The sequence below is a fragment of the Haematomicrobium sanguinis DSM 21259 genome (assembly GCF_000688395.1).
Classification (GTDB): domain Bacteria; phylum Actinomycetota; class Actinomycetes; order Actinomycetales; family Micrococcaceae; genus Haematomicrobium; species Haematomicrobium sanguinis.
Map to the genome: position 1 here is coordinate 160,137 of NZ_JIAG01000002.1, position 21,594 is coordinate 181,730.

The 21,594-nt window shown below is 69.3% G+C and carries 24 protein-coding genes and 1 pseudogene; 10 read left to right on the forward strand and 15 right to left on the reverse strand.

All coding sequences use genetic code 11. The features are described from left to right. Nucleotides 1-133 precede the first annotated feature (133 nt). The gene (locus tag O148_RS14310; RefSeq protein ID WP_338035369.1) at nt 134-751 is read left to right on the forward strand and encodes a DNA-processing protein DprA; all 618 of its coding nucleotides are present in this window, start codon (nt 134-136) and stop codon (nt 749-751) included. Between the two features lie 22 nt (nt 752-773). Here the strand turns inward: O148_RS14310 and mobF are convergent, their stop codons facing one another. Beyond that, nucleotides 774-4,328, reverse strand: a complete 3,555-nt coding sequence (gene mobF / locus O148_RS0102350; protein ID WP_476702731.1) for a MobF family relaxase — start codon at nt 4,326-4,328, stop codon at nt 774-776. 518 nt (nt 4,329-4,846) lie between these two features. Between mobF and O148_RS18055 the strand changes: the two are divergent. Both O148_RS18055 and O148_RS17960 read left to right on the forward strand, forming a co-directional pair. After that, nucleotides 4,847-4,981, forward strand: a pseudogene (locus O148_RS18055) (DNA cytosine methyltransferase); the annotation flags it as partial. Between the two features lie 94 nt (nt 4,982-5,075). Beyond that, the gene (locus O148_RS17960; protein ID WP_051619734.1) at nt 5,076-5,543 is read left to right on the forward strand and encodes a hypothetical protein; all 468 of its coding nucleotides are present in this window, start codon (nt 5,076-5,078) and stop codon (nt 5,541-5,543) included. 164 nt (nt 5,544-5,707) lie between these two features. Here the strand turns inward: O148_RS17960 and lnt are convergent, their stop codons facing one another. Together lnt and trxA are read right to left on the reverse strand one after the other, a co-directional pair. Beyond that, the gene (lnt, locus tag O148_RS14320; RefSeq protein ID WP_240470766.1) at nt 5,708-7,354 is read right to left on the reverse strand and encodes an apolipoprotein N-acyltransferase; all 1,647 of its coding nucleotides are present in this window, start codon (nt 7,352-7,354) and stop codon (nt 5,708-5,710) included. A 79-nt stretch (nt 7,355-7,433) separates the two neighbouring features. Next, nucleotides 7,434-7,799, reverse strand: coding sequence for a thioredoxin (gene trxA / locus O148_RS0102365; RefSeq protein WP_026529640.1), 366 nt, complete (start codon nt 7,797-7,799; stop codon nt 7,434-7,436). Nucleotides 7,800-7,922: 123 nt separating this feature from the next. Between trxA and O148_RS17690 the strand changes: the two genes are divergently transcribed. After that, nucleotides 7,923-8,802 (forward strand): IS5 family transposase gene (locus O148_RS17690; protein WP_137826897.1). Its coding sequence is split into 2 segments (ribosomal slippage): nt 7,923-8,279 and nt 8,281-8,802, totalling 879 coding nucleotides; the frame shifts between segments, so codons are not numbered across the junction. Here O148_RS17690 and O148_RS14325 read toward each other — a convergent pair. The 7 genes from O148_RS14325 to O148_RS0102410 form a co-directional block, all read right to left on the reverse strand. Then, nucleotides 8,785-9,591, reverse strand: coding sequence for a TSUP family transporter (locus tag O148_RS14325; protein WP_084156970.1), 807 nt, complete (start codon nt 9,589-9,591; stop codon nt 8,785-8,787). The two genes, O148_RS17690 and O148_RS14325, sit on opposite strands and share 18 nt — an antisense overlap. Before the next feature lie 23 nt (nt 9,592-9,614). Beyond that, nucleotides 9,615-10,706, reverse strand: a complete 1,092-nt coding sequence (locus O148_RS0102385; RefSeq protein ID WP_026529643.1) for an IS630 family transposase — start codon at nt 10,704-10,706, stop codon at nt 9,615-9,617. Nucleotides 10,707-10,928: 222 nt separating this feature from the next. Further along, nucleotides 10,929-11,528 carry a rhodanese-like domain-containing protein gene (locus O148_RS0102390; RefSeq protein WP_026529644.1) on the reverse strand — a complete coding sequence of 200 codons (600 nt, stop codon included), beginning with the start codon at nt 11,526-11,528 and terminating at the stop codon, nt 10,929-10,931. Between the two features lie 100 nt (nt 11,529-11,628). Further along, nucleotides 11,629-13,038 (reverse strand): MBL fold metallo-hydrolase, encoded by a 1,410-nt coding sequence (locus tag O148_RS0102395; RefSeq protein WP_026529645.1) that lies wholly within the window; start codon nt 13,036-13,038, stop codon nt 11,629-11,631. 52 nt (nt 13,039-13,090) lie between these two features. After that, nucleotides 13,091-14,347 (reverse strand): PQQ-binding-like beta-propeller repeat protein, encoded by a 1,257-nt coding sequence (locus O148_RS16890; protein ID WP_051619735.1) that lies wholly within the window; start codon nt 14,345-14,347, stop codon nt 13,091-13,093. Further along, nucleotides 14,344-15,213, reverse strand: a complete 870-nt coding sequence (locus O148_RS0102405) for a cytochrome c biogenesis CcdA family protein (protein WP_026529646.1) — start codon at nt 15,211-15,213, stop codon at nt 14,344-14,346. Before O148_RS0102405 ends, O148_RS16890 begins: the two co-directional genes overlap by 4 nt. Nucleotides 15,214-15,219: 6 nt before the next feature. Further along, nucleotides 15,220-15,972 (reverse strand): DsbA family protein, encoded by a 753-nt coding sequence (locus O148_RS0102410; protein WP_051619736.1) that lies wholly within the window; start codon nt 15,970-15,972, stop codon nt 15,220-15,222. A 92-nt stretch (nt 15,973-16,064) separates the two neighbouring features. Here O148_RS0102410 and O148_RS0102415 point away from each other — a divergent pair, with 92 nt between their 5' ends. Genes O148_RS0102415 through O148_RS0102435 form a run of 5 tightly spaced genes read left to right on the forward strand, consistent with a single transcriptional unit; the run spans nt 16,065 to nt 19,112 of the window. Beyond that, nucleotides 16,065-16,658 (forward strand): hypothetical protein, encoded by a 594-nt coding sequence (locus O148_RS0102415; RefSeq protein WP_051619753.1) that lies wholly within the window; start codon nt 16,065-16,067, stop codon nt 16,656-16,658. Beyond that, on the forward strand, nt 16,655-17,044 hold the full coding sequence (locus O148_RS0102420; RefSeq protein WP_035744493.1) for a BlaI/MecI/CopY family transcriptional regulator: 390 nt from the start codon (nt 16,655-16,657) through the stop codon (nt 17,042-17,044). The genes O148_RS0102415 and O148_RS0102420 overlap by 4 nt, the downstream gene beginning before the upstream one ends. Beyond that, nucleotides 17,041-18,024 carry a M56 family metallopeptidase gene (locus tag O148_RS0102425; RefSeq protein ID WP_026529650.1) on the forward strand — a complete coding sequence of 328 codons (984 nt, stop codon included), beginning with the start codon at nt 17,041-17,043 and terminating at the stop codon, nt 18,022-18,024. Before O148_RS0102420 ends, O148_RS0102425 begins: the two co-directional genes overlap by 4 nt. Before the next feature lie 32 nt (nt 18,025-18,056). Beyond that, entirely contained in the window at nt 18,057-18,383 is a 327-nt protein-coding gene (locus O148_RS14335) for a hypothetical protein (RefSeq protein WP_035744497.1), read from the forward strand. 30 nt (nt 18,384-18,413) lie between these two features. After that, nucleotides 18,414-19,112 (forward strand): aspartate/glutamate racemase family protein, encoded by a 699-nt coding sequence (locus O148_RS0102435; protein WP_026529651.1) that lies wholly within the window; start codon nt 18,414-18,416, stop codon nt 19,110-19,112. Between the two features lie 39 nt (nt 19,113-19,151). Here O148_RS0102435 and O148_RS0102440 read toward each other — a convergent pair whose 3' ends face one another. From O148_RS0102440 to O148_RS18165, 5 genes are all read right to left on the reverse strand, one after another. Then, nucleotides 19,152-19,805: a class I SAM-dependent methyltransferase gene (locus O148_RS0102440; RefSeq protein ID WP_026529652.1), complete on the reverse strand. Its 654-nt coding sequence runs from the start codon at nt 19,803-19,805 to the stop codon at nt 19,152-19,154. After that, nucleotides 19,802-19,966 (reverse strand): hypothetical protein, encoded by a 165-nt coding sequence (locus O148_RS17895; RefSeq protein ID WP_169737488.1) that lies wholly within the window; start codon nt 19,964-19,966, stop codon nt 19,802-19,804. The genes O148_RS0102440 and O148_RS17895 overlap by 4 nt, the downstream gene beginning before the upstream one ends. Nucleotides 19,967-20,032: 66 nt before the next feature. Continuing rightward, nucleotides 20,033-20,308, reverse strand: a complete 276-nt coding sequence (locus tag O148_RS0102450) for a metal-sensitive transcriptional regulator (RefSeq protein WP_026529653.1) — start codon at nt 20,306-20,308, stop codon at nt 20,033-20,035. Continuing rightward, entirely contained in the window at nt 20,295-20,615 is a 321-nt protein-coding gene (locus tag O148_RS0102455; RefSeq protein WP_026529654.1) for a hypothetical protein, read from the reverse strand. The genes O148_RS0102450 and O148_RS0102455 overlap by 14 nt, the downstream gene beginning before the upstream one ends. Next, nucleotides 20,608-20,742 (reverse strand): hypothetical protein, encoded by a 135-nt coding sequence (locus O148_RS18165; RefSeq protein WP_276203063.1) that lies wholly within the window; start codon nt 20,740-20,742, stop codon nt 20,608-20,610. Before O148_RS18165 ends, O148_RS0102455 begins: the two co-directional genes overlap by 8 nt. Nucleotides 20,743-21,142: 400 nt before the next feature. Here O148_RS18165 and O148_RS0102465 point away from each other — a divergent pair, with 400 nt between their 5' ends. Further along, the gene (locus tag O148_RS0102465) at nt 21,143-21,592 is read left to right on the forward strand and encodes a hypothetical protein (RefSeq protein ID WP_157374464.1); all 450 of its coding nucleotides are present in this window, start codon (nt 21,143-21,145) and stop codon (nt 21,590-21,592) included. Nucleotides 21,593-21,594: the final 2 nt, after the last annotated feature.

Sequence of the window (21,594 nt, forward strand, 5' to 3'; positions counted from 1 at the left end):
AAACGCGAAACCTGGAAGCGCTGCAACTTCGATCCGCGGCATCACGCGGACACCACTGCGGCGCGGTGTAGCTTTTCCGACAGGGGGAATCCCGCGGATCCTGCATCCACCGCAATACCGCCGAGAAGCCACGATCACGGGCGCTCGCGCTGCGACCGCCTATGGAGAGCAGGTCGCGGGCGAGCTGGCGGCGGGTCTTGCCGATGAGGAACGGGTCGTCGTCTCCGGTGGCGCCTATGGGATCGAAGGGGCCGCGCACAAGAGCGTGCTTGCCGCGAGCGGTCAGACGATCGCCGTTCTGGCCGGCGGGTTGGACCGCCCCTACCCGGCCGGGCACAGCGAGCTGCTGAATCGCATTGGGGATGTCGGCTTGCTGGTGAGCGAGCTGCCGCCGGGAGCCGCACCGACCAGACACAGGTTCCTGGCCCGCAACCGCCTGCTGGCGGCGCTCTCGGGTGCGACCGTGATCCCCGAGGCCGGTCCTCGGTCCGGGTCGATGACCACTGTCATCGCCGCACGCGAACTCAGCCGGGGCGTCGGTGCGGTGCCCGGCCCGGTGACCAGCGTCGCGAGCGCGGGGCCGAACGAACTCATCAAGCAAGGCTTCGCCTCGCTCGTCACCCAGCCCAGCGACGTGATCGACCTACTCGACGCCGACAGAACCCCGGACCGGACTGTGACGCGGCCCGAGGTCGGACGCGAGTTCGGGCACCGGCACCCGTCGCCGGGCACGCCGGGGCGCTCTCTCTGACGGCCGCCCTCGCTGGACGGGTTCACAAGCTCGGTGCGGGGCGTGATGTGGTCGCTGGCCGCACCGCATCAGCCGTCGTACCTTCGTGAGCGATCGCCTGGGCGCGGTTGAGGGCGGCGCGGGCGCGGATGGCGTCGATCTTCTGGCTGGTGCTCTCCGGCGTCGGGCCGAGCGGGGTCCGGTCGTCGGTGATGCCGTAGCGGTCGCGGTAGGCGGCGACGGTGCGAGCGGCACGCCACCACGCCGCCTTCTGCTTGTCGCCCCTCGGAGCCGCGCCGAGGTCGGCCGTCCACGGCTCCTCATCGGTGAGGTAGCCGCGGAGCACGGCGTCGGCGCGGCCTTCGATCAGCTCGCGGCGCTCGTCCAGGGCTCGCCGCATGTCGTCTGCCATCTGCCCGCCGGCGTGCGGGATCAGTCCGACGATCAGCCTCGGGGCCTTGCGGGTGCGGCCTGATCCGGCGGGCCGGGCGGTGGCGCGTGCCACGCGGGCGTGCAGGACGGAGGCGATGTCATCGGCATCGTCCAGACTCCGCGCGGCGACCAGCCGCGGGAGCAGCGCGTCGAGGTCGTGGTGGTTGGCCTCGGCGTGACGCAGCTCGGCCGACAGCGCGCCGTAGGCGTCGGAGCCGAGCACGTCTTCGATCTGCTCGGCGGTGATCCCGGACGCGGCGAGCAAGGTCGCCCAGCGGTCGTGCTGGGCGGCTTGCGCGATCGTGTCGTACTCGGCCGCGAGCGGCGCGATCGAGCCCCAGCGGTCCTGCTCGGCAGCGACCGTCTCGTGCGCAGACAGCTCGGCGCCGATGTGCTGCAACACGCCGTAGAGGATCGAGCGAGCGGTGACGTTCGGGTTGTCTCCGGGATGCGGCACCGCGTGTTCTGCGTCCTCTCGGTCGACGGTGACATAGGCGTGGTTGCTGTGGGCGCCGCGGGTCATGGAGACGTAGAAGTTCTCCCGCGTCGTGGTGGCGGTGACGACCGCGTGCGCGGTGTCGGTGGTGACGCCCTGGGCGCGGTGCGCGGTGATCGCGTAGCCGAGGTCCAGGTGCTCGGCCACATAGTCGGCCGGCAGGACGATCCCGCCGCCGAACCTGCGCCCGGCCGGGCGGATGCTGACCGACCCGTCCTCGCGAACTCCGGTGACGGTCCAGCGGGAGCCGTTGCGGACCCAGGTTCGGCCGTTGCGGAGCCGCCGGTCGTTCTCGCGGGTGATGACCAGATCGCCCTCGGAGACCGCGGTGCCGTCGCGCAGCGGCAGTTCGCGGGTCGGGTTTACGGTGCCGTCGATGATCCGATCCGCCCGCGCTCTGGCGTTCAGCTCGGTGACGGTCGCGTGGGTCTCGGTCACCAGGATCGACGCCCGCCCGGCAGCAAGATCGGCCCGCCATTCTGTGTAGGCGGCGTCGATCATCGCTTCCTCGTCGCCGCCGGTGATCCGGCCGTGCTCGATCAGGGCGTCGATCGCCTCGGCACGGCCGTGGCGTAGCTGGAGCGAGGTGGTCTTCTCCCATTCGTTGGTGAAGCGGTGCAGATCGGTCAGCTCGGGGGCGTCATCGCGGGCGTGCACGAGCATGGCGAAACTGCCGCCGGCGCCGGGTGATTGGAGCTGGCCCCAGTCGCCGACCAGGAGGACTTTCGCGCCGGCCTTCTCGGCTTCGTGGGTGAGCCGATCCAACGACATCGTGCCGGCCAGGCTCGCCTCGTCGATGATGACGAGCTGCCCGGCCGTGAACGTAGTCCCGTACATGAGGTGGTTCTGCCACCACTTCGCCGTGTTCTCCGTGGCGATGCCGAGGTCATCGGCGAGGACCTGCGCGGCGACCGCCGAGGGGGCGAGCCCGATCACCGACCCTGTGCCGTGCTCCTTCTCCCACGCCCTGCGGAGCCCGTTCATCGCCGTCGTCTTCCCGGCCCCAGCCGGGCCGACCAGCACGTCCACGACCCGACCGGAGACCGCGATCGCGGCAAGGGCCGCGGCCTGATCCTCGCCGAGCACCCGGCCGCGTGCGTCGGGCTTGCGGGCGATCCTCTCAACCGTCTCCAACGGCACCACCGGCCCGGCCGTTGTGGCGGCACGCGCCAGGAGTCGGTCTTCGGCGGCCAGCAGGACTTCGGATGAGAACAGGGTCGAGGCGTGCGGCCGGAACCGAGAGGTGCCGTCCACGCGGCGGAACTGCAACGGGCTGGACGCCAGCTCCGGCGGCGTCAGCCGCAGCGAAGCGTGCTCGGCGGCATCGACCACGAGCCCGGTGATCGCCTCCCGGTCCTGGATGCTGGCGAACCGCCACCCCATCAACTGCCGGGATGCTTCGGCATGCAGGTTCCAGCGGGTCCAGGTCGAACGCTTCTCGCCCACCGTCTCCATCACGGTCTGCCCGACCTCGCGCACCACATCCAGCGGCACGTCGTCGGCGCGCAGCACCCGCCGCGGTGCGTCTGCGGTGGATGCGGTGAACGTGCGCGCCCAGCCGTTCGCGTCCCGGCGCAGCACCCGGCCGGCGCGCTGCCGCCACTCGGCGGTGAGGTCGGCCAGCGACCGGACCTGCTTCTCCGGCCTCGTGGCGAGCGTCGCCTGCGCCCGAAGTTTCAGCACCGTTCGCGCGGAGGGCTGCCTGCCGTGCTTGGCGACGTACCCGGCGATGAGGCGGTCTTTCTCGGCCTCGATGTGTCGGGACCGGGTGGAGAACTCGGTCACCAGCTCGTCGGGCACGCCCTCGATTTCCCATGCCGGGTTCCGGTCCCTGCCCCGTTCGCGTGCTTCCCATTCGACGCCGAGGACGCGGGTGAGCTGGTCGGCCAGCGCGGCGTTGTAGAGCTCGGAGACTGCGACGACCACGGAGTGCATCGGCCGGCCGGCGAGGGTCCGCCAGCGGCCGTCCTGCACGGTCAGGACCTTGTTGCTGACGACGACGTGGGTGTGCAACTGCGGGTCGCCCGCACGGCTGTCGTAGTGATCGAATGCCGCGGCCACGACACCGGCGACGTCGACGTGCGCAACCGCGCCGTCCGGCCCGGTTGCACCGACGCGGGTTGCGGCAACCTCGCGTTCGAGGAACGCAACCAGCTCTGCAACCGCCGCATGATGGGCGTCCGCGATCAGGGCTTGGGTGCCGGCGTCCGCGACCGCCCAGATCGTGGAGACTGACTTGGGCACGCTGAATGTGAAGTCGTAACCGGCTACTGCGCGGCGGGTGCCGCGCTCGGCTTCCTCCGCCTCGATCGCGGCCACTTCCTGCGCTCGAGTCGCCGGCCCCAACTCGGGGTCGAGGGCGTCGACGCGCTGCTTGATCCGCTCGGTGATCGACGCGAACTGCTGGTAGGCGCGGCCCAGCGGCTCGCCCGTGATCGGGTCATGGCCCATCCCGACCAACAGCGCGAGCTGAGCTTCAGAGACCTGCCCTCCCTCGACCAGGTCGCCGTGCCCGAGACGACCCAGCCCCGAGCCCATCCAGAAGCCCGGCGGCGTGCCCGCCTCCGCGTAGTAGCGGGTCAGCGGCGTGCTCAGGCTCCGGTCGCCGTCGCCCGCGGCGATGGACTTCAACAGGTACTTGTATCCATCGCCCGCGCTCATCACGCGCATCGAAACCGTCACCTCGGCTGCTCCTTCCGGCCGCGCTCGGAGAGCAGGTGAGCCCGCGAGACCGGTCGCATCAGATGCGACAAAGCCCGAAACGGCCTCGTCTGAAAGACGTGTGATGGCTCGGTGGGCCGGCGAACGAGAGCTGGCGGCGCCGCCTGAGTCACGGATTCCGAAGTACGCGGGGGTGGTGCGCCGCGCGCGGGTCACGGCATCGGCGACGAGGCAAGCGGTGGCGGTTCGAGTGGTCGCGCACCTGGTCGCTGACCAGCCCGGTGGTGACCTCATGCGTGAAGTCCGACCGGGATCACCCGTCAACCGGAGCCCTCATGCACGACCCTCACGACCGGACTCGCCCACTCAGGGTCGGATCACTGTTCTCCGGGTACGGCGGTCTCGACCTCGCCGTCGAACATGCCTTGGATGGCGAGACGATCTGGTTCTCCGAGAACAACGAACACGTCTCCCGCATCTTCGCCCACCACTGACCCGACGCCCCCAACCTGGGCGACATCACCACCATCGACTGGCGCACCGTCGAGCCGGTCGATGTTCTCTGTGGAGGCTTCCCCTGCCAGGACGTCTCGACCGTGGGCAAGCGCGCCGGCCTCGCGCCCGGCACCCGCTCCGGGCTCTGGTCGTACATGGCCGCCGCGATCGACGCGCTGCAACCCCAGCTCGTCGTCATCGAGAACGTGCGCGGCCTGCTGTCCTCACCCGCCGTCCGCGCACCCCTAGAAGAAGACGACGATGCGCATAGCAATCCCGACCACGCAACCCCCGGCGATGCAGCCCTTCGCGAAGTGGAACCCGACCCGTGGGGTCTGGGAGACCTCGCAGCTCGACCTCTCCGGGCAGTCGGCGCCGTACTCGGCGATCTGGCCGACCTGCGGTATGACACGCAATGGATCGGCCTACCAGCGTCCCTTGTCGGCGCTCCTCATCCCAGGCTTCGCGTCTTCATCCTCGCCCGCAGCCGGGGCACTGTTCAGGACGCCGCTCGCCACGGACTCGACTCGTGGCGGCGAGTCACTGGAACAGGTGAGGGCGAGGCGGGGGACGATCGCGCTCTCGCATCAGATCATCGACCTCGCGCTAAACGGGCCGACTGGCTTGCAGAGCAAGAGCAGCGAACCCGAGATGCTGTGGTTCCTGATCGAGGACATCTTCGCCGCTGGGGACGCTACGCCCGCGCCATCGCCCGATGGGAGCATGTGACAGGACGAATCGCGCCAGCGCTGCTAGACAGGACTAGTGGACCGCGGCCGTCGCCCGAGTTCGTGGAGTGGTTGATGGGTCTCCCCAGTGGTTGGATCACTGATCCGATCCATCAACTCACGGCTAATCAGCAGATCGCTGCGCTCGGCAACGGCGTTCTTCCGCTACAAGCGCTCTCGGCGATGCGCGTCGGCGCACTCGTGCAGGCCGATGCTGCTTCGTTGGCTGGAGTCCAGCACCCGATGGTGTCGCGAGGATGCACGGTCTCGCAGGAGGAGGAAGGCGAGGACGAGAAAGCCGGCGAGAGTGCCTGAGACGATCAGCGTGTTGATCGACTGCGCCAACATGACGGCGGCGGTGAGCCCGTCCCGGAGCTCAAGTTCGGCGATCATGAGTCCGGGTTCGTCCGCGGGTAGTGCGGCCAGCGTGGCGCCGTTCGGGGCGAGTACCTGGCTAGTGCCGGTGGTGGAGAGGTTGACCACGCTGCGGCCGGTCTCGATGGCGCGCATGCGCGCGAGCGCAAGCTGTTGCAGGTTCTCATCGGTGCCGCGGAAGTCGGCGTTGTTCGTCTGGAACATGAGCACCTGGGCACCGCTGTTCGCGGCTTCGTGAATGACATCATCGAATGCCACGTCGAAGCAGATCGCCAGTCCCACCTCTACGCCGTCGACCTCGATGGCGGGCGTGTCGACGCCGGCGGCGTACTCGCGTTCAAGGAGGTCTACCAGGCTGGGCACGAGCGCGCCGTAGAGCCACCGGTCGGGCACGTACTCGCCGAAGGGGACGGGATGGCGTTTGGCGTGGGTGGCCATCGGCCCGTTCGAGGTCCAGAGGAAGGAAGTGTTGTAGACGAGGTGGCCGTCTGCCGCGGCGGCATTGAGCAGGATCGGCGCATCGTATCGGGCGGCTGCATCGTCGAGCGCGTGAGCGGTGGCCTCGTCGGCGAGGGGATCACTGTCGACGCCGCCCTCGGGCCACAGCACGACGTCGACCTGTTCGTCTTCGAGAGGGGCGGAAGCGGCGAGCTGCGATTCCAGGACCGCGCCCGGTTCGTGCTCATCGACGTACGCGGCGGGGCCGTTGCCCTGCACAGCGCCCACCCGGATGGTGCCTGCGTGACTGGTCGGGAACTGCGGCACCAGGACCATCACCGCTGCGAGACCGAGCGCAGGGATCGGCGCCGCCCACGAAGCTAGAGGTGTTCTTGGGCGCTCGGTGGCGTTACCGCGTGCCGGTTGCGCGCGCACGATCCAACGGAGTGCTTCGATCGCGGCGGCGCACACGGCGACCATCAGGAAGCCCGGGCCGGAGACGCCGACCCATGACGCGATCGGCGCGATCGGGCTTTCCGATTGGCTCATCGCCACCCGTCCCCACGGGAATCCGCCGTAGGGCCAGGAGCCCATGATGAGTTCGCGGATCGTCCAGGCTCCCGCTACCAGCAGCGGCAGCGCCAGCAGCCGAATCGCGGAGGTGTTGCGCCGGCGCGGCAGCCATCGGTAGGCGAGGGCGATCGGCACCGTCAGCACAGCCGTGTAGATCGTCAGCGCGCCAGCTAGGGCCACCCACGGGACCCAGCTCAGCGGATGCTCCCCGAGAAACTGCGCCGACCAGGACACGTGAGGAAACCAGAACGCTGCGCCGAAGACTGTCCCGACCAGCAGCGCCGCCCAGGACCGTCGCCCGATGAGAGTGACCAGGGACAACGTCACCGAGACGAACGCCAGCGGCCACCACCCGAGTGAGGGGAACGCCGCATCCATCGCGAGCCCGGCCACGCCGGCAACTGGCATCGCGGCCCACAGCGGCAAGGGCGCAGGCTCGGACGCCCGCGTGCGCGTGGCGGCAGATGTCTCGACTCTGAGCCCGGAAATGGTGCTGCTCCCTGTTCTAGCGAGGGTCGGACTCCTGTATTTGCGCGCGTACGTGGTCCATGTCTAGGTCGCGGATTTTGCCGATCAGTTCGTGTAGCGCTTTGGCTGGGAGTGCTCCGGGCTGGGAGTAGACCAGGACGCCGTCTTTGAAGCCCATCAGCGTGGGGATGGAGGTGATCTGTGCGGCGGCGGCCAGGGATGCCTGGGCCTCGGTGTCGACCTTGGCGAACAGGATGTTGGGATGCTCGGCGGACGCGGCCTCGAAGACGGGGGCGAAGCTGCGGCATGGTCCGCACCAGGCGGCCCAGAAGTCGACCAGCACGATGGGATGGTCGGTGATGGCGGCTGAGAATGCGTCTTCGGTGAGGTCGATGGTTGTCATGAGGGTGGGGCTCCGGAGTCTGGTCGGCGACGGTGTGTTGTGAGGTGAAGCGGATCAGCCCGGGGTCGGTCGGGCTAGGGCGTGTCTCGTAAAGATTCTTGTGGGAACTGGGAGTGTGGAGGCATGTCACGTTTCCAGCTCCTCTCGGATAATCAATGGGGGATGATCGCTGATCTGCTGCCCGGCCCGACGGGCAGGCAGGGCCGCCCGTTCGCTGATGCGCGCACAATGGTCGAGGGCATCATCTACCGGTATCGGTGCGGGATCGCGTGGCGTGATCTCCCCGAAGTGTTCGGGCCGTGGCAGACCGTCTGGCGGTGGCATGCCCGGATGGCTCGCGAGGGCAGCTGGGATCTCGTGCAGGCTCGCCTGCACGAGCACGCCGATCGTGCAGGCCTGATCGACTGGTCGGTGTCGGTGGATTCCACGATCGCTCGCGCGCACCAGCACGCAACGAATGTGGCTCGGGTAAAAAAGGGATTCATCGAATTACAAGAATCTGCTGATCGAGCCGCTTGATCATGCGATCGGTCGTTCCCGGGGCGGGTTATCAACGAAGACGCATCAACTCGTTGACGGGCAGGGCCTGCCGCTCGTGACGATCTGCACGGCCGGTCAGGACGGAGACTCGCCGATGCTGATCCCGCTCATGGAACAGCTTCGTGTCGGGCGTCGCAACAGGCCCGACGCCCTGTTGGGTGACAAGGCGTACTCATCGCGGGCGAACCGGACCCACCTCAGAGACCGTGGTATCGAGGCAGTGATCCCCGAACCTCGCGACCAGCAGGCCAACCGGAAGCGGCGCGGTTCGCGAGGTGGCCGCCCGCCGAGGTTCGATGCTGAGAAGTACCGGGACCGGAACGCGATCGAACGAGGCTACTGCCGGTTGAAGCAATGGCGTGGGCTCGCCACCCGGTACGACAAACTCGCGATCGTGTACCGGGCCTCGGTTGTGCTCAATGGTGTGATTGCCTGGCTCAACTATTTACGAGACACACCCTAGGCCGAAGGGACAGTTGAGAGCGGTCAGCCGGCAGACGAGGACGAGGACCACCGTGATGAGTCCGAGGCCTCCGGTGGCGATCGCCCAGGCCGGCGGCAGCTCGATGAGGAGCACGAGCGTTCCGGTGAGCAGGACGAAGATGCCGAAGACCTTCTGGAGGGCGTCGGCTGGTATGCGTCCTGACAGGCGCGCACCGAGGAGCGCTCCGAGCACGGCCATCGCGGTGACCGCGGCCACGAGGGGCCAGTCGAGGGTCACCGTGGTCAGGTAGCCGGCGAGTCCGGCGAAGGACTTCATCGCGATCACCAGCAGTGAGGTGCCCACGGCCACCGGCATGCTGAGGCCGCCCAGCAGCACGAGGGCGGGGACGATGAGGAAGCCGCCGCCGGCGCCGACGATCCCGGTGATGAGGCCGACGACGATGCCTTCGAGCATGGTCCGCAGCATCGGCAGCGAGTGGGCGCGGCCGGTCCCCGCATCGGCGGTGGGTTGGTCGGTGTCGCGCCTGGGCTTTCTGGTGACCATCGCGATCGCGGTGGCGATCATCATGATCGCGAAGGCCACCATCAGCACGGCACCGGGGAGCTGGCCTCCGATGAGTCCTCCGGCGAAGGCGCCCACCATGCCAGCGGCTCCGAAGATGAGCCCGGTGCGCCATCGGACTCGACGGTGCCGGGCGTGCACGACGAGGCTGGACAGCGAGGTCACGCCGACGATCAGAAGCGAGGCCGCGATGGCCTCTTTCGGGGGCATGCCTGCGATGTAGGTGAGCAGCGGGACGGTCAGGATCGACCCGCCACCGCCGAGCGTCCCTAGTGTCCCGCGCCGTTAGTTCGTTGCAATAGTCGTCCGAGGGATTCGAGGATCTGGTCGGCGGTCTTGGTCCAGATGAAGGGCTTCGGGTTCTCGTTCCATGCCTTGACCCAGTCGCGCAGATCCTTCTCCAGCGCCTGGACGCTGCGGTGATCCGAGCGTTGCAGGAGGTCGCGGGTCACCTCCGCGAAGAGCCGTTCGACTTGGTTGATCCAGGAGGAGTATGTGGGCGTGAAGTGCATGTGGAACCGGGGGTGCTTTTCCAGCCAGGTCTTCACGGTCGGATGCTTGTGCGTGCCGTAGTTGTCGCAGACCACGTGGATATCGAGGTGTGCGGGCACTTCTTTGTCGATCTTGGCCAGGAACGTCTTGAACTCTGTGGCCCGGTGTCTTCGATGCGTGGATGCGATCACGGTGCCGTCTTCAACGTTCATCGCCGCGAAGAGGCTCGTGGTGCCGTGCCGGAAGTAGTCGTGGGTGCGCTTCTCCGGCATGCCAGGCATCATCGGGAACGCCGGCTGGGACCGGGACAGCGCCTGCACCTGGGACTTCTCGTCAACGCTGAGCACGACCGCGGACTCGGGCGGATCCAGGTAGAGCCCGACGATGTCGTAGACCTTCTCCACGAACAACGGGTCGTTGGAGAGCTTGAACCCGTCCGTGCGGTGAGGCTTGAGCCCGAACGCCTTCCAGACCCGCCCGATCGTCGAGCGCGACAGCCCGGTGCGCTCGGCCATCTTCGCCCTTGACCAATGCGTCGCGTTCTCCGGCGTCGACTCCAACGTGGCCACCACGACATCCTCCACCTGCTCCGCGGTCACCGTCGCGGGCCGGCCGGGACGCGGATCATCGACGAGCCCGTCCAGGCGATGCTCCAGAAACCGCGACCGCCACTTCCCGACCGTGGGGCGACTGATCCCGAGACGCTCGGCCACCACCGTGTTCGCGTCCCCCGTCGCGCACTCCAGCACGATCCGCGAGCGCAACGCCAGAGCCTGCGACGACTTGCGCCGCCGAGCCCAGCGAACCAGCTGCGCACGCTCGTCATCGGCGAGAACCAGATCAGCCTTCGGACGCCCCGTTCGTGCCATACCCCATTCTAAAACATAGACAACGAATTACTGGCGCATGACACTAGCGCGAGCCCGACACCGACGGCGAGCACGAGGGTGAGGATCAGGGTGCCGCTCACTCGTGCTCACCGGGCATCGTGGTTGGTGCTGCGGGTCGTGACGCCGACCGTGCCGATGCCGGTCCAAGATGCGGGGTCGTTGCAGTTGAACGCCGTCGGAACGTCGGAGCACGCAAGGGCATCACAGTTCCCGGGTCGCGACCGGGATGGATGCGATCGCGCTCCGTGCGGTGGGGCTGGCCGTGACCTTGTTCCAGGGCATGCGGGAGAGGATGCGGCCCATCAGGCAGGAGCCGGTGAGCGCCGCGACGACGAGCCCGGCGCTGAGCGCGAACGCGATGAACCGGGACTCCGGCCAGAGGAACTCGGCCACGAGCAGGCTCACCAGGACGATCAGCCCGGCCGTGAACCGCACCTGGCGCTCGATGTCCCAGCGAGCTGCGCCGCGGACCACCTGGCCGCCAGCGGCTTCGAAGGCGGGCACGCCGCCGGTGAGCACGTTGGCCGTCCGCACGCCGGCGGCAGCGAGATGCTGCTGGGCCTGGGCGGCGCGGTTGCCGGACTGGCACACCAGCACCGCGCGGTGCCCGAGCCGCTCTGCCAGCTCCGAGGCGTGTTCGGTCAGCAGCGGCAGCGGGACGTTGTACGAGCCGTGGATATGGAGGGTCTCGAACTCGGCCGGTGACCGCACGTCGATGATCGTGAGGTCGTCGTGGAGCTGACGCCACTGGGCGAGTTCCTCGGCGGTGATCGTTCGGAGTTCGGCGGAGGGATTGGTCATGGGGTGGTTCCTCGTCAGGTCTGGCCGCGGGCAGCGGAGATGCGAACGGAAGGGGCTGGGGCCGACCGCCCGTCGGAGGATGCGAGCGGTCCGCTGTGCATCAGGCCAGTGCGGTCTCGCTGGTGGCCTCCTGCCATGCGCGCCAGGCGTTGTAGCTGCCGTCGAGTTCTACGACGTCGTGCCCGGCGCGTCGTAGGGCGCTGGCGGCGACGGTGTTCCGCATCCCGGACTGGCAGTAGGTCACGATCGTGCCGGAGCGCGGCAGCTCGTCTTGGTGCCAGAGCACGCGCGCGGCGCTGAGCTGTGTGGCGCCGGGGATGTGCCCGGCGGCGTACTCGCTGCGCTGGCGCACGTCCAGCAGCAGCGCGGCATCGAAACCTGCCAGCTCGGCCGGCTCGATGAGGGGCGGGACGAACAGGGGAAGCCCGTCGATGGTGGTGACGTAGCCGGCGGTCTGGTCGATGCCGACCCGCAGCAGCCGATCCGCGATCGCCTGGGCGGCGGTCTGGTCGTCGGCCAGCAGAACCAGCGGACGCGAGTCGGTCTCGGGATCGTAGGCCCAGGCGGCGTAGGTGGCGGTCTTGGGGCCATCGGGGATGTTGAGCGAGCCGGCAACGGTGCCCTGATGGGCCTGCGCCGGCGGGCGGGTGTCGACGAAGGTGATCTCGTCGGCCTCCAGCCGCCGCGCCACCTCCGCTACGGCCAGCTCTGGCACCGGGCCGCGCTCGCCCAGCACAGCGGGACCCTCGCGGTTCTGCTTCTTCATCCTCGCGAAGTAGGCGTGCGCGTCGGGCTGCCCGTCGAGCAGCTCCTCGATGAACCCCTGCTCGTCGTCGGCAGCCAGGTGACGCGACCACCAGGCGTTCGCGCGTTCGTAGCCGACCGTGGTCGAGGGCAGCGCTCCGAGCGCCTTGCCGCACGCACTGCCGGAGCCGTGCCCCGGGTGGACCTGGACGTGATCGGGCAAGGTCAGGAACACCTCACGCAAGCTGGTGAACAGTTGCCGCGCGCCCTCGAAGCGGGTGTCGACCCCGCCCGCGGCCTCGTCCAGCAGGTCGGGGCGGCCCAGGTCCCCGGCGAACACGAAGTCGCCGGAGATGAGGTAGCCGGGCTCGCTGGCGAAGGCGCCGTCGGTGACCAGGAACACCAGGTGCTCAGGGGTGTGACCAGGCGTGTGCCGGGCCTGGATCGTGATGTTGCCGATCGTGATCGTGTCGCGGTCGTACAGACGCCGGGCGTCGAACCCGTACTGCCAGTCCGCGCCGCCCTCGCCGGAGACGTAGACCTCGGCGCCGACCGCCGCAGCCAGCTCGCGGGTCCCGGACAGGTAGTCAGCGTGGATGTGGGTCTCGGTCACTGCGACGATCCGCATGCCGTGCTTGGCCGCGAGCGCCAGGTAGTCCGCGATGTCGCGGCGCGCGTCGATCACCACCGCCTCGCCCTTGGCCTGGCAGCCGATGAAGTACCCGGCCTGCGCCAGGTCCTCGTCGTAGATGCGTTCGAGGAGCACTGTTCATCCTTCCGTCGATGGCATTGATACCCCTGGGGGTCTTTTTACCGTCTCATACCCCCTGGGGTATTTCAAGTCGAGAGTGCGACCCGAGCGCCCCCATACCGGCGGGGCTGGAGGTCGGGGAGGACTCGTTCAGAGGGGACTCAGCGATCGTCGCCACCAGGTGCCGTCGTTCCTGGAGGAGGAGTGCAGCGCCGTTGATGGTGATGTGGGTGGGCACGATGATCGGTCCTTGGCCGTCGGGTTCGTAGGCTTGGGCGACATCGCCGGTGAGGACGTTGTGGACCCGGATCGCTCCGTCCTCTCGCAGGTAGAGGAAGACGCCGCCGATCGCCGCGATGGTGGTCTCGGCGGCAACAGGCAGGGACCACAGCGGTCGGTCGTCGGTGTCGTAGCCGTGCAGGCCGGTGTCGTCCAGGGTGACGAGGGTCCCGGTGGTGGGGTCTACGGCGGCGTCGCGTGCGGTGCTGCTCACGATGCTGCCCTGATCCAGGTCGAGGAGTGCGCCGGTGGTCTCGGAGGTGGCGATGAGCGCGAGCCCGTCTCCCGGTGCAGGGCGCAGGGACGCGCTGATGGACGCCGCTGTCCAGCCGTGCTCGGCGAGGGGGACGCGCCAGAGCTCGTGATCGTCGGCCGTGTCGCGCGCGATCAGAGCGTCCTCGTGGGTGAGCAGCACGATGCCGTGGTACTCGCCGATGATGCGGATGCGTTCGGGGCTCGACTCGTCGGCCGCGACGTCTCCGGTGGTGGGGTCGAGCGCGACGCGTGGGCCGGTCTCGCCCATGAAGCCTTCGGGAGGTGCGGCGAAGACCAGGCCGGGGCCTTGGTAGGGGCCGGGAACCTCGACCGGGCCCCAGACCTGTTCTCCGGTCGTCAGGTCGTAGGCGGTGGCAGTCGTGGCGGCCAGGGCGTCGGCCGTGGTCTGGAGGTCGCCCAGGATCGCGAGGGTTCGGCCGTGCGCGTCGGTGGTCACGACGAACCCGGTGCAGCTCGCTGGACGTTGCGCGGCCCACAGCACGTCGCCGTGGACGTCCACGGCGGTGAACTCCAGCACGCCGTCGTGTTCGCCGGCGGCCAGATACACCCCGTCCGCGTACTGCGGAGTGATGTCCCACCCGGGGTCCACGACCTCCAGCTCCTCGAATGGCGTCGGCAGCCGCATGCCCGAGGTGTCCACCACGGGTAGCGACCCATCGACCGGGTAGGGGTCTCGGACGGGTTCGGGCTCGGATGCCCCGCAGCCGGTCACCAGCAGCGCGGCCACGGCGGCGAGGGCAAGGCTGGAGCGTCGCCGGCGCGGCGTCATGACTGTTCCGTGCGGTGCTCGCCCGCCTGGGCGTCAGCGCGAGCGCGGGTGCGGCGGCGTCTGGCCCAGAGCACGAGCACGATCCCGGCGATGAGGACGACGGCGAGGATGTCCAGGATCGGGTTCGCCAGGATCGCGGTGTTCTCCTGGAGCCAGGCCTGGGCGTCGATCGGAACCAGTTCGGGAGCCCCGACCAGGCCGTTGGTGGTCCAGAACAGCACCCCGACGCCCATGATGAGCAGCCCGGTGACCACCGAGGTGGTGTGCAGCTCCCGGCCCAGCACGGTGAACGCTCGCCCGCGCAGGAACCGGCGTCCGCGGGCGCCGAGGCGCTGCCAGAGCGCGGCGATCAGCAGTAGCGGCAGCACCATTCCCGCGCCGTACACGGCGAGCATGACGCCGGCGGCGAGGGTGTCGCCGCCGGCGGCGGCCAGGGTGAGCACGGCGCCCAGGATCGGGCCGGCGCAGAATCCCGCGATGCCGCTGGCAGCGCCCAGCAGCACCGTCTTGACCAGTCCGGTCTTGGACGCCGCTTGCGCGTGCAGGTCGGCCCCGGCCGGTAGCAGCCGGGCAGGGTCGAACCCGAACCCGAGCGCCTGTGCCGCGCCGAGGACGACCAGGACCAGCGAGGCGACGAGCACGATCGCCTGCCGGTGGGTCACGAACAGCGTCCCCAGGGCGCCGGCTCCGACTCCCACGGGGACCAGGACGGTCAGCAGGCCGACGTAGAACACGGCTCCGTGCAGCAGCAGTCGGGGGCCGGTGCCGATCGTGGAGGCGAAGAACGCCGGCATCAGCAGCGCCGCGCACGGGCTCAGCAGCGCGAGCGTGCCGCCGGCGAACGCGGCGAGCAGTCCGATGTCCACGCGGGGTCACTCCGCCGCGTCGAGCGCGGTCTGGAACGCGTCCTCGAAGATCTCGGTGGGCTGCGCCCCGACGATCGGCTGTCCGCCCAGGATGAAGATCGGGGTGGAGGTGGCGCCGAGGTCGAATCCGAACTGCTGGTTGGCGGCGATCACCTGCGCCGTCTCCTCCGAGCCCAGGTCGGCGGTGAACTGCTCGGTGTCCAAACCGAGTTCGCCGGCCAAGGCGATCAGGGCTTCCTCGCTCAGTTCGCTCTCGGACCTGCGCTCCCCGTCCTCGAACAGGGCGTCGTGGTACTCCCAGAGCGCCCCCTGGAGGGCGGCGGCGTACGAGGCCCGCGCTGCGCGCTCGGACGCGGGACCGAACACGTTGATGTCGCGCCACTCGATCCGCAGGTCACCGGCGTCGACGTGCTCCATCATCGATGGCAGCGTCTGCTCGCTCCACCTGGCGCAGAACGGGCACTGATAGTCCGAGAACACCACGAGCACTACCGGCGCATCCACGGGCCCGGCAGCGAGCAGGTCCGCCTCGTCCCTGGTCTCGGCCGCAGACAGGTCCGGTTGCTCGGGGTTCTGCACCTCCGTCGGCGCGCCGTTATCCGACGGCGAGCCCCCTTCCTCGGCCGTCGTGCCACCCCAGTTCACCGCCACGATCACGGCGATCAGGACAGCAGCCAGGGTCAACACGGCGACCGGCACGACCCATGACGACCTCGAACGGTTCGACGGTTTCGGGCGGTTCGTGGTCTCGGTGGGCATAGGGATTCTCCTGTCACTGTCGCGGGCACCGATCTCTACTATCTCAGATAGTCGACTATGCGTGGTAGTCGAGTCATGTCAGAATGGGTTCCATGACCTCTCCCACGACTCGATCCCGCCAGGGCATCGGTGAAAGCTTCCGGTTGGCGGTCCAGGCGCTTCGAGGGTGGACGGGCCGGCAGGTGCTGGTCGCGATCGCCGCCTCGGCGGTCGTCGCGGTGGTGATCGGGGTGGCGACGGTGCTGATCCCCAACCCGGTGTTCGGTCGAGACATCCCGCCGGTGTGGTGGAACTATCCGGTGTGGCTGGTCACCTCGGTGCTGTCGGGCATGCTGGTCGCCACCTATGTCCGCCCGTACCGCGCCGCCGCGGACAAGCAGCAGGCGAACGTGGTCAGCGAGGACGGCAGCACCGCCACCGACGCGGCCGATGAGGTGCAGGCGCGGCGCAGCAGTCGGATGGGGATGGCCGGCGGCATCCTGGCGTGGTTCGCGGTGGGGTGCCCGGTGTGCAACAAGCTGGCGCTGCTGGCGCTGGGGTACTCGGGAGCGATCACCTGGTTCACTCCCGTGCAGCCGTTCCTCGCGCTCGGCGCGCTGATCCTGACCGGCGTCGCACTGGTGTGGCGACTGCGCGGGCAGGTCGCGTGCCCGGTCCGCCCCGAGCCGGTGGCGGCTGTGCGATGAAGGCCGCCGATGGGGGCTCGGGCGACCTGCTGCGCCTGGGGGCGCTGGAGGCGCAGGTGATGGACGTGCTGTGGGACCACGGCCCGGCCACCGTCCGCGAAGTGATCGAGCACCTGCCCTCCGACCCCGCCTACACCACCATCGCGACCGTGCTCACCAACCTGGATCGCAAGCGCCTGGTGACCATCACGAGGCAGAACCGGTCCACCCGGTACGGCGCCAAGATCAGCAGGCACGAGCACGCCGCGGGGCTGATGGAGCAAGTGCTGGAGGCCAGCCGCGACCGGGCCGCCTCGATCCTGCAGTTCGTGGACTCGATGCCCGAGAACGACCTGGACCTGCTGCGCGACTACCTGGAACGCCGCGACCGGGGAGACATGCCATGACCGTGGGCATGCTCACGGTGGCGCTTTCGGCCGGACTGATCGCGTTGGCGGTGTTCGGGCCGGCTCTGCTGCGGCACGCGGCCCCCGCTCTGGTGCGGGTCCCGCGCCTGGCGATCGTGGTCGTCGCCGGCGGCATCGGGGTCTGGCTGGTCACGCTGCTGGCGATCGGCCCCGTGCTGGCCTGGGCCGGAGCCGGCCCCGCGCTGCTGCCCGAACGCGCGGCCGAGGTCTGCCAACGGTGCCTGAGCGCCGCGAACCCGTTCGCCGCCGACACCACCGACACCCTGGTGCCCGCGGTGCTGCTGCTCGCCCTGCCGGTGGCGCTGGCCCTTGCCCTGGGAGCAGGGCTTGCCCGCCAGATGTCCCGGCGTAGCTCCCGCTCCCGGCACGCCGCCCGCACGCTGCTGCACGGCGCGCGGCGGCAGCTCCTGCATGGACACGAGGTGGCACTGGTCGACGCCGAGCACCCGTTCGCGCTCACCTTCCCCGCCCGTCACGGCGGGATCGTGCTCTCCACCGGCGCGGTGCGCGCGCTGGAGCCGGGCGAGCTGGCCGCCGTGCTGGCCCACGAGCACGCCCACCTGCACCAACGCCACCACCTCATCACCGCGCTGGTGGACAGCATCGCCGCCTACCTGCGGTGGGTGCCGCTGATCCGCGCTGCCGCCGACGCGCTGCCGCACTACCTGGAGATCGCCGCGGACGACCAGGCCCGCCGTCACGCAGGAACCCCGGCGCTGGTCAGCGCCCTGGTCAAGCTCGGCGAACGCACCCACCCCGCCATGCCGCAGCACTCCTGCCCGGTCGCCCTCCACGCCGCCGGTCCCGAACGCATCCGCCACCTCGTCCACCCCAGCGCCGGGCTGGCAGGCGCCCTGCCCGCCGTCGCGATCGCCGCATATCTGGTCGGCATGGCCGCCCTTGCCGCCGCCGTCCACCTGCCCTACGTCTCGGCCGCCCTCACCGGCTGCGCCACCTGACCCCGCCAGAACAAGAGAGAACAACCAAGCCCATGGATGAGAACCCTCGTGAGGTGATCCTGCACGTGGCCGACGACCCCGCCGACGTGCAACGGGCGCTGGACGCCGCCGCCGGACTCCACGCCGCCGGCCTGGGAGTGCGGGTGCGGGTCGTCGTCAACGGCCCGGCACTGGCCGGCCTGACCGGCACCGATGCCGTCCAGGTGCCCGAGCACACCGAGGTGGCCGCGTGCAGCGTCGGGCTCGGACGGCGCGGCATCGACCCCGGCGAGCTGCGACCCGAGGTCGGCACCGTCCCCTCCGCGGTCACCGCGATCGTCCACGCGCAACTGGCCGGCGCCGCCTACATCCGCATCTGACCGGACCAGAAGGTGGCAGATGGAGCGCCGATGAGGACCATCGGGTTGCTGCACGGGATGAGCAGCGTCGCGACGGTGGACTACTACCGCCGGATCAACGACCGCGTGAACGAGCTGCGTGGCGGGCATGAGCGAGCCGAGCTGGTGCTGTCCAGCGTGAACTTCGGCGTCATCGAACGATGCGTGCGCGCCGAAGCCTGGGATGAGGCCGGACAGTATCTGGCAGGCAAAGCCCGGGGCCTGCAGCGGGCGGGAGCGGACTTCATCGCCTGCGGGAGCAACACCATGCACCGGGTCGCGCCCGTCATCGAGGCGGCGATCACCGTCCCGTTCCTGCACATCGCCGATGTGGTCGCGACCGCAGCGACCGACCTCGGGGTGACCCGGCTGGGACTGCTCGGCACCGCGCCGACGATGGAACAGGACTTCTACCGGGGAAGACTCGAGCGAGCGGGCTTCACTGTGCTGACCCCGGAGCCCGTCGACCGGGCCACGGTCGATCAGATCATCTTCGACGAGCTGACCAGACACGTGTTCCGGCCAGAGTCTCGGGAGACCTACATCCGGGTCATGACAGACCTCCACGCGGCCGGGGCCGAGGCGATCGTGCTCGGATGCACCGAGATCATCCTCTTGGTCGGCCCCGACGACGTGCCGGGACTGCCGCTGCTGGACTCGACCACGCTGCACGTCGAAGCCACCGTCCAGACCGCGATGTCCCGCGGCTAAGCCGCCCCACAGCGGGTCCGCCGCGCCGGGACGAGCCGGTCACCGGCGCTGGAGGAGAAGCACCCCGTCGGTCAGCTCGGCGGCCTCGCCGGAGGGTGCGGTGGCGTGTCGGGTGTGCGTCTGGATGCTCAAGACGAGCCAGTCGTGCTCGTTGAGGTTCAGCTCCACGAACTGTCGTGCCGGGCTGGGAAAGCTGTGCGCGGGATGATCCGCGGCGTCGACCCAGGGTGGGGGTGCGGCGTGGGAGAGGACCACGAGGTGACCGCCGGCGCGCACCGCGGTGGCTGCGCGTTGCAGGATCGCGATGCGCGGGAGCGGGACAGGCGAGTGCAGGAAGCTGGCGGTCACCAGATCGTAGGGGCCGTCGTCCGGCTCCCACCGTGCCAGGTCGGCGGTGACGAACCGGGTGGCCGCGCTGGCCTGTTGACGCTGAGCCTCGCGGCGTGCGCGCGCGGTCGCGGTGGCGGAGATGTCCACGCCGGTGACGATCCAGCCCTGGGTGGCGAGCCAGATCGCGTCGGCGCCCTCCCCGCACCCCAAATCCAGCGCTTTCCCCGGAGCCAAGTGCTGCACAGCGTGGACCAGGCTAGGGTTCGGGCGGCCCGACCACACGCGCTCGGCGTCCCGGTAGCGGCCCTCCCAGAACTCCTGAGGATTCTGAGAGGGCGAGTCGTGGCGCGTGGCGCCTGTCATCGTCCGAACAGGCGGGCGAAGAACCCGCCCGTCGCGGGTGCCTTCTCCTTCTCCTTGTCGTGTCCGGGGCACCACTGGCCCGCCGGCACGGTGCGCTTGACCTCGGCGATGTGCTGGCCGCAGCCGGCCCAGGTGGTCTTGCCGCAGGTCTTACAGGTCACAGCTCGGCACATGGATTGCTTCTTCCTTCGAGGGCTGTCTGTCGGTTGGTCGTGAGGATCGCTCGTTCAGGCGAGCGTGAGGAACAGCTTCTCCAGCTCCTCGGTGGTGATGTCGTCGGCACGGTTGGTGCCGTCGGGGTCGGCGATGCAGTCCTTCATCGCGGTGGAGATGATCGCGAACCCGGCACGGTCAAGCGCCGAGGAGACCGCCGCGAGCTGGGTCACCACCTCCCGGCACGACCCGCCGCCTTCGACCGCGTCAATGACGGCGTTGAGCTGGCCGCGGGCGCGGCGGAGCCGGTTGAGGATGCGGCGCTGGGCGTCGGGGTCACTCGTGGACATGAGAACTCCTGTTCGGGACGGGGGCGCTCGTCAGGTCGACGTGCTGCCGGGCATCGGGGATGTCGAGTGTGTGCTGCGGCGTCTGAGACTGCCGACCAGTGGTGAGCCAGTTCGTCGGGCATGTTCCCGTGACCGCCATGACCGCGATGACGGCGGCCATCACGCCGGCGACTACCGCGATCGCCGGGTCCGTCGACAGCATGGACGCACCGAACGAGCCGACGATCAGGGCGACGGCTCCACGGCTCAGCCGCGCCCATACGCCGGCGCGGCATGCCGGGGCGCAGGTGAGCTGTTGGTCAGACATAGGCGAAACTCCTCCGACGGTCAGGAACGCCGTCGAGCGGGTGGTCGGCCCAAAGGCCCAGGATCAGCACCGAGCTCTCCTCGACCACCCGGGTCGGGTTCTCTCGCCTGATCTCGGTCGCACCCATGACTCCAACATACCCCCGGGGGTATCTCGATCTCAACTCTTGTCATCGCAGCGTCGCGAACGAGGTCTCCGCGACAGAGGCAAGCGGACTCTCCGCAGGGTTGTGCAGCGCCCGCCGATCGCTCCTCACGCAGCCCACTCCTCTCGGGCCGTGTAGGCCGCAGAGGTCACGGGCCGGCCGGGAGGCGGCTACCTCACGGCGGCCGGCGAAGACCGGCTGAACCATACGACTATGCTAGATAGTAACTATGATGGATAGTCGAGCATGAGCTTTGGTCGACGCGCGGAACGGGGTTCGGAGCATGCGGGAGACAGTCGGACGGAGCAAGCAGCCGCCGCGGCGCTGGCATGGGACCCTCGGCGCGGCGGCGGGGACGGTCCTCGTCCTCGCTGGCGGGGCGGTGCTGGTAGGCCTTCTCGCCGCGCCGGAGCGGGTCGAGTATGTGTACGGGACGGTGAAGACGGCGGTGACGGGAAGCATCCATGCCGCGCGGGAGGACGCGTTCGGAGACCTGCCCACCGTGGACTTGGGCGCCACGGGTGGCGTGCACGAACTAGACGGCTGCGACGGAACGTTCACGGAGATGAGTTCCTACGAGCGGGAGGGTGTTCCGCCGGTATGGGCAGCCCACAACAACTGTCAAGGCGACGTCCTGCTCCCCTGGGAGATAGGCCAACGGGTGCAGGTCGAGGGCAGCGATCAGGTGTATGAAGTGGTTGATATCCGCCACACGCCAAAGACCTGGGCGACCACCGACGACCTGCTTGGCCTCGACGGTTCATTCGCCTTGCAGACATGCTTCTACGGCGAGGACCGGATGAAGTTCGTTGGGCTCGAACCGGTCGATTAGTC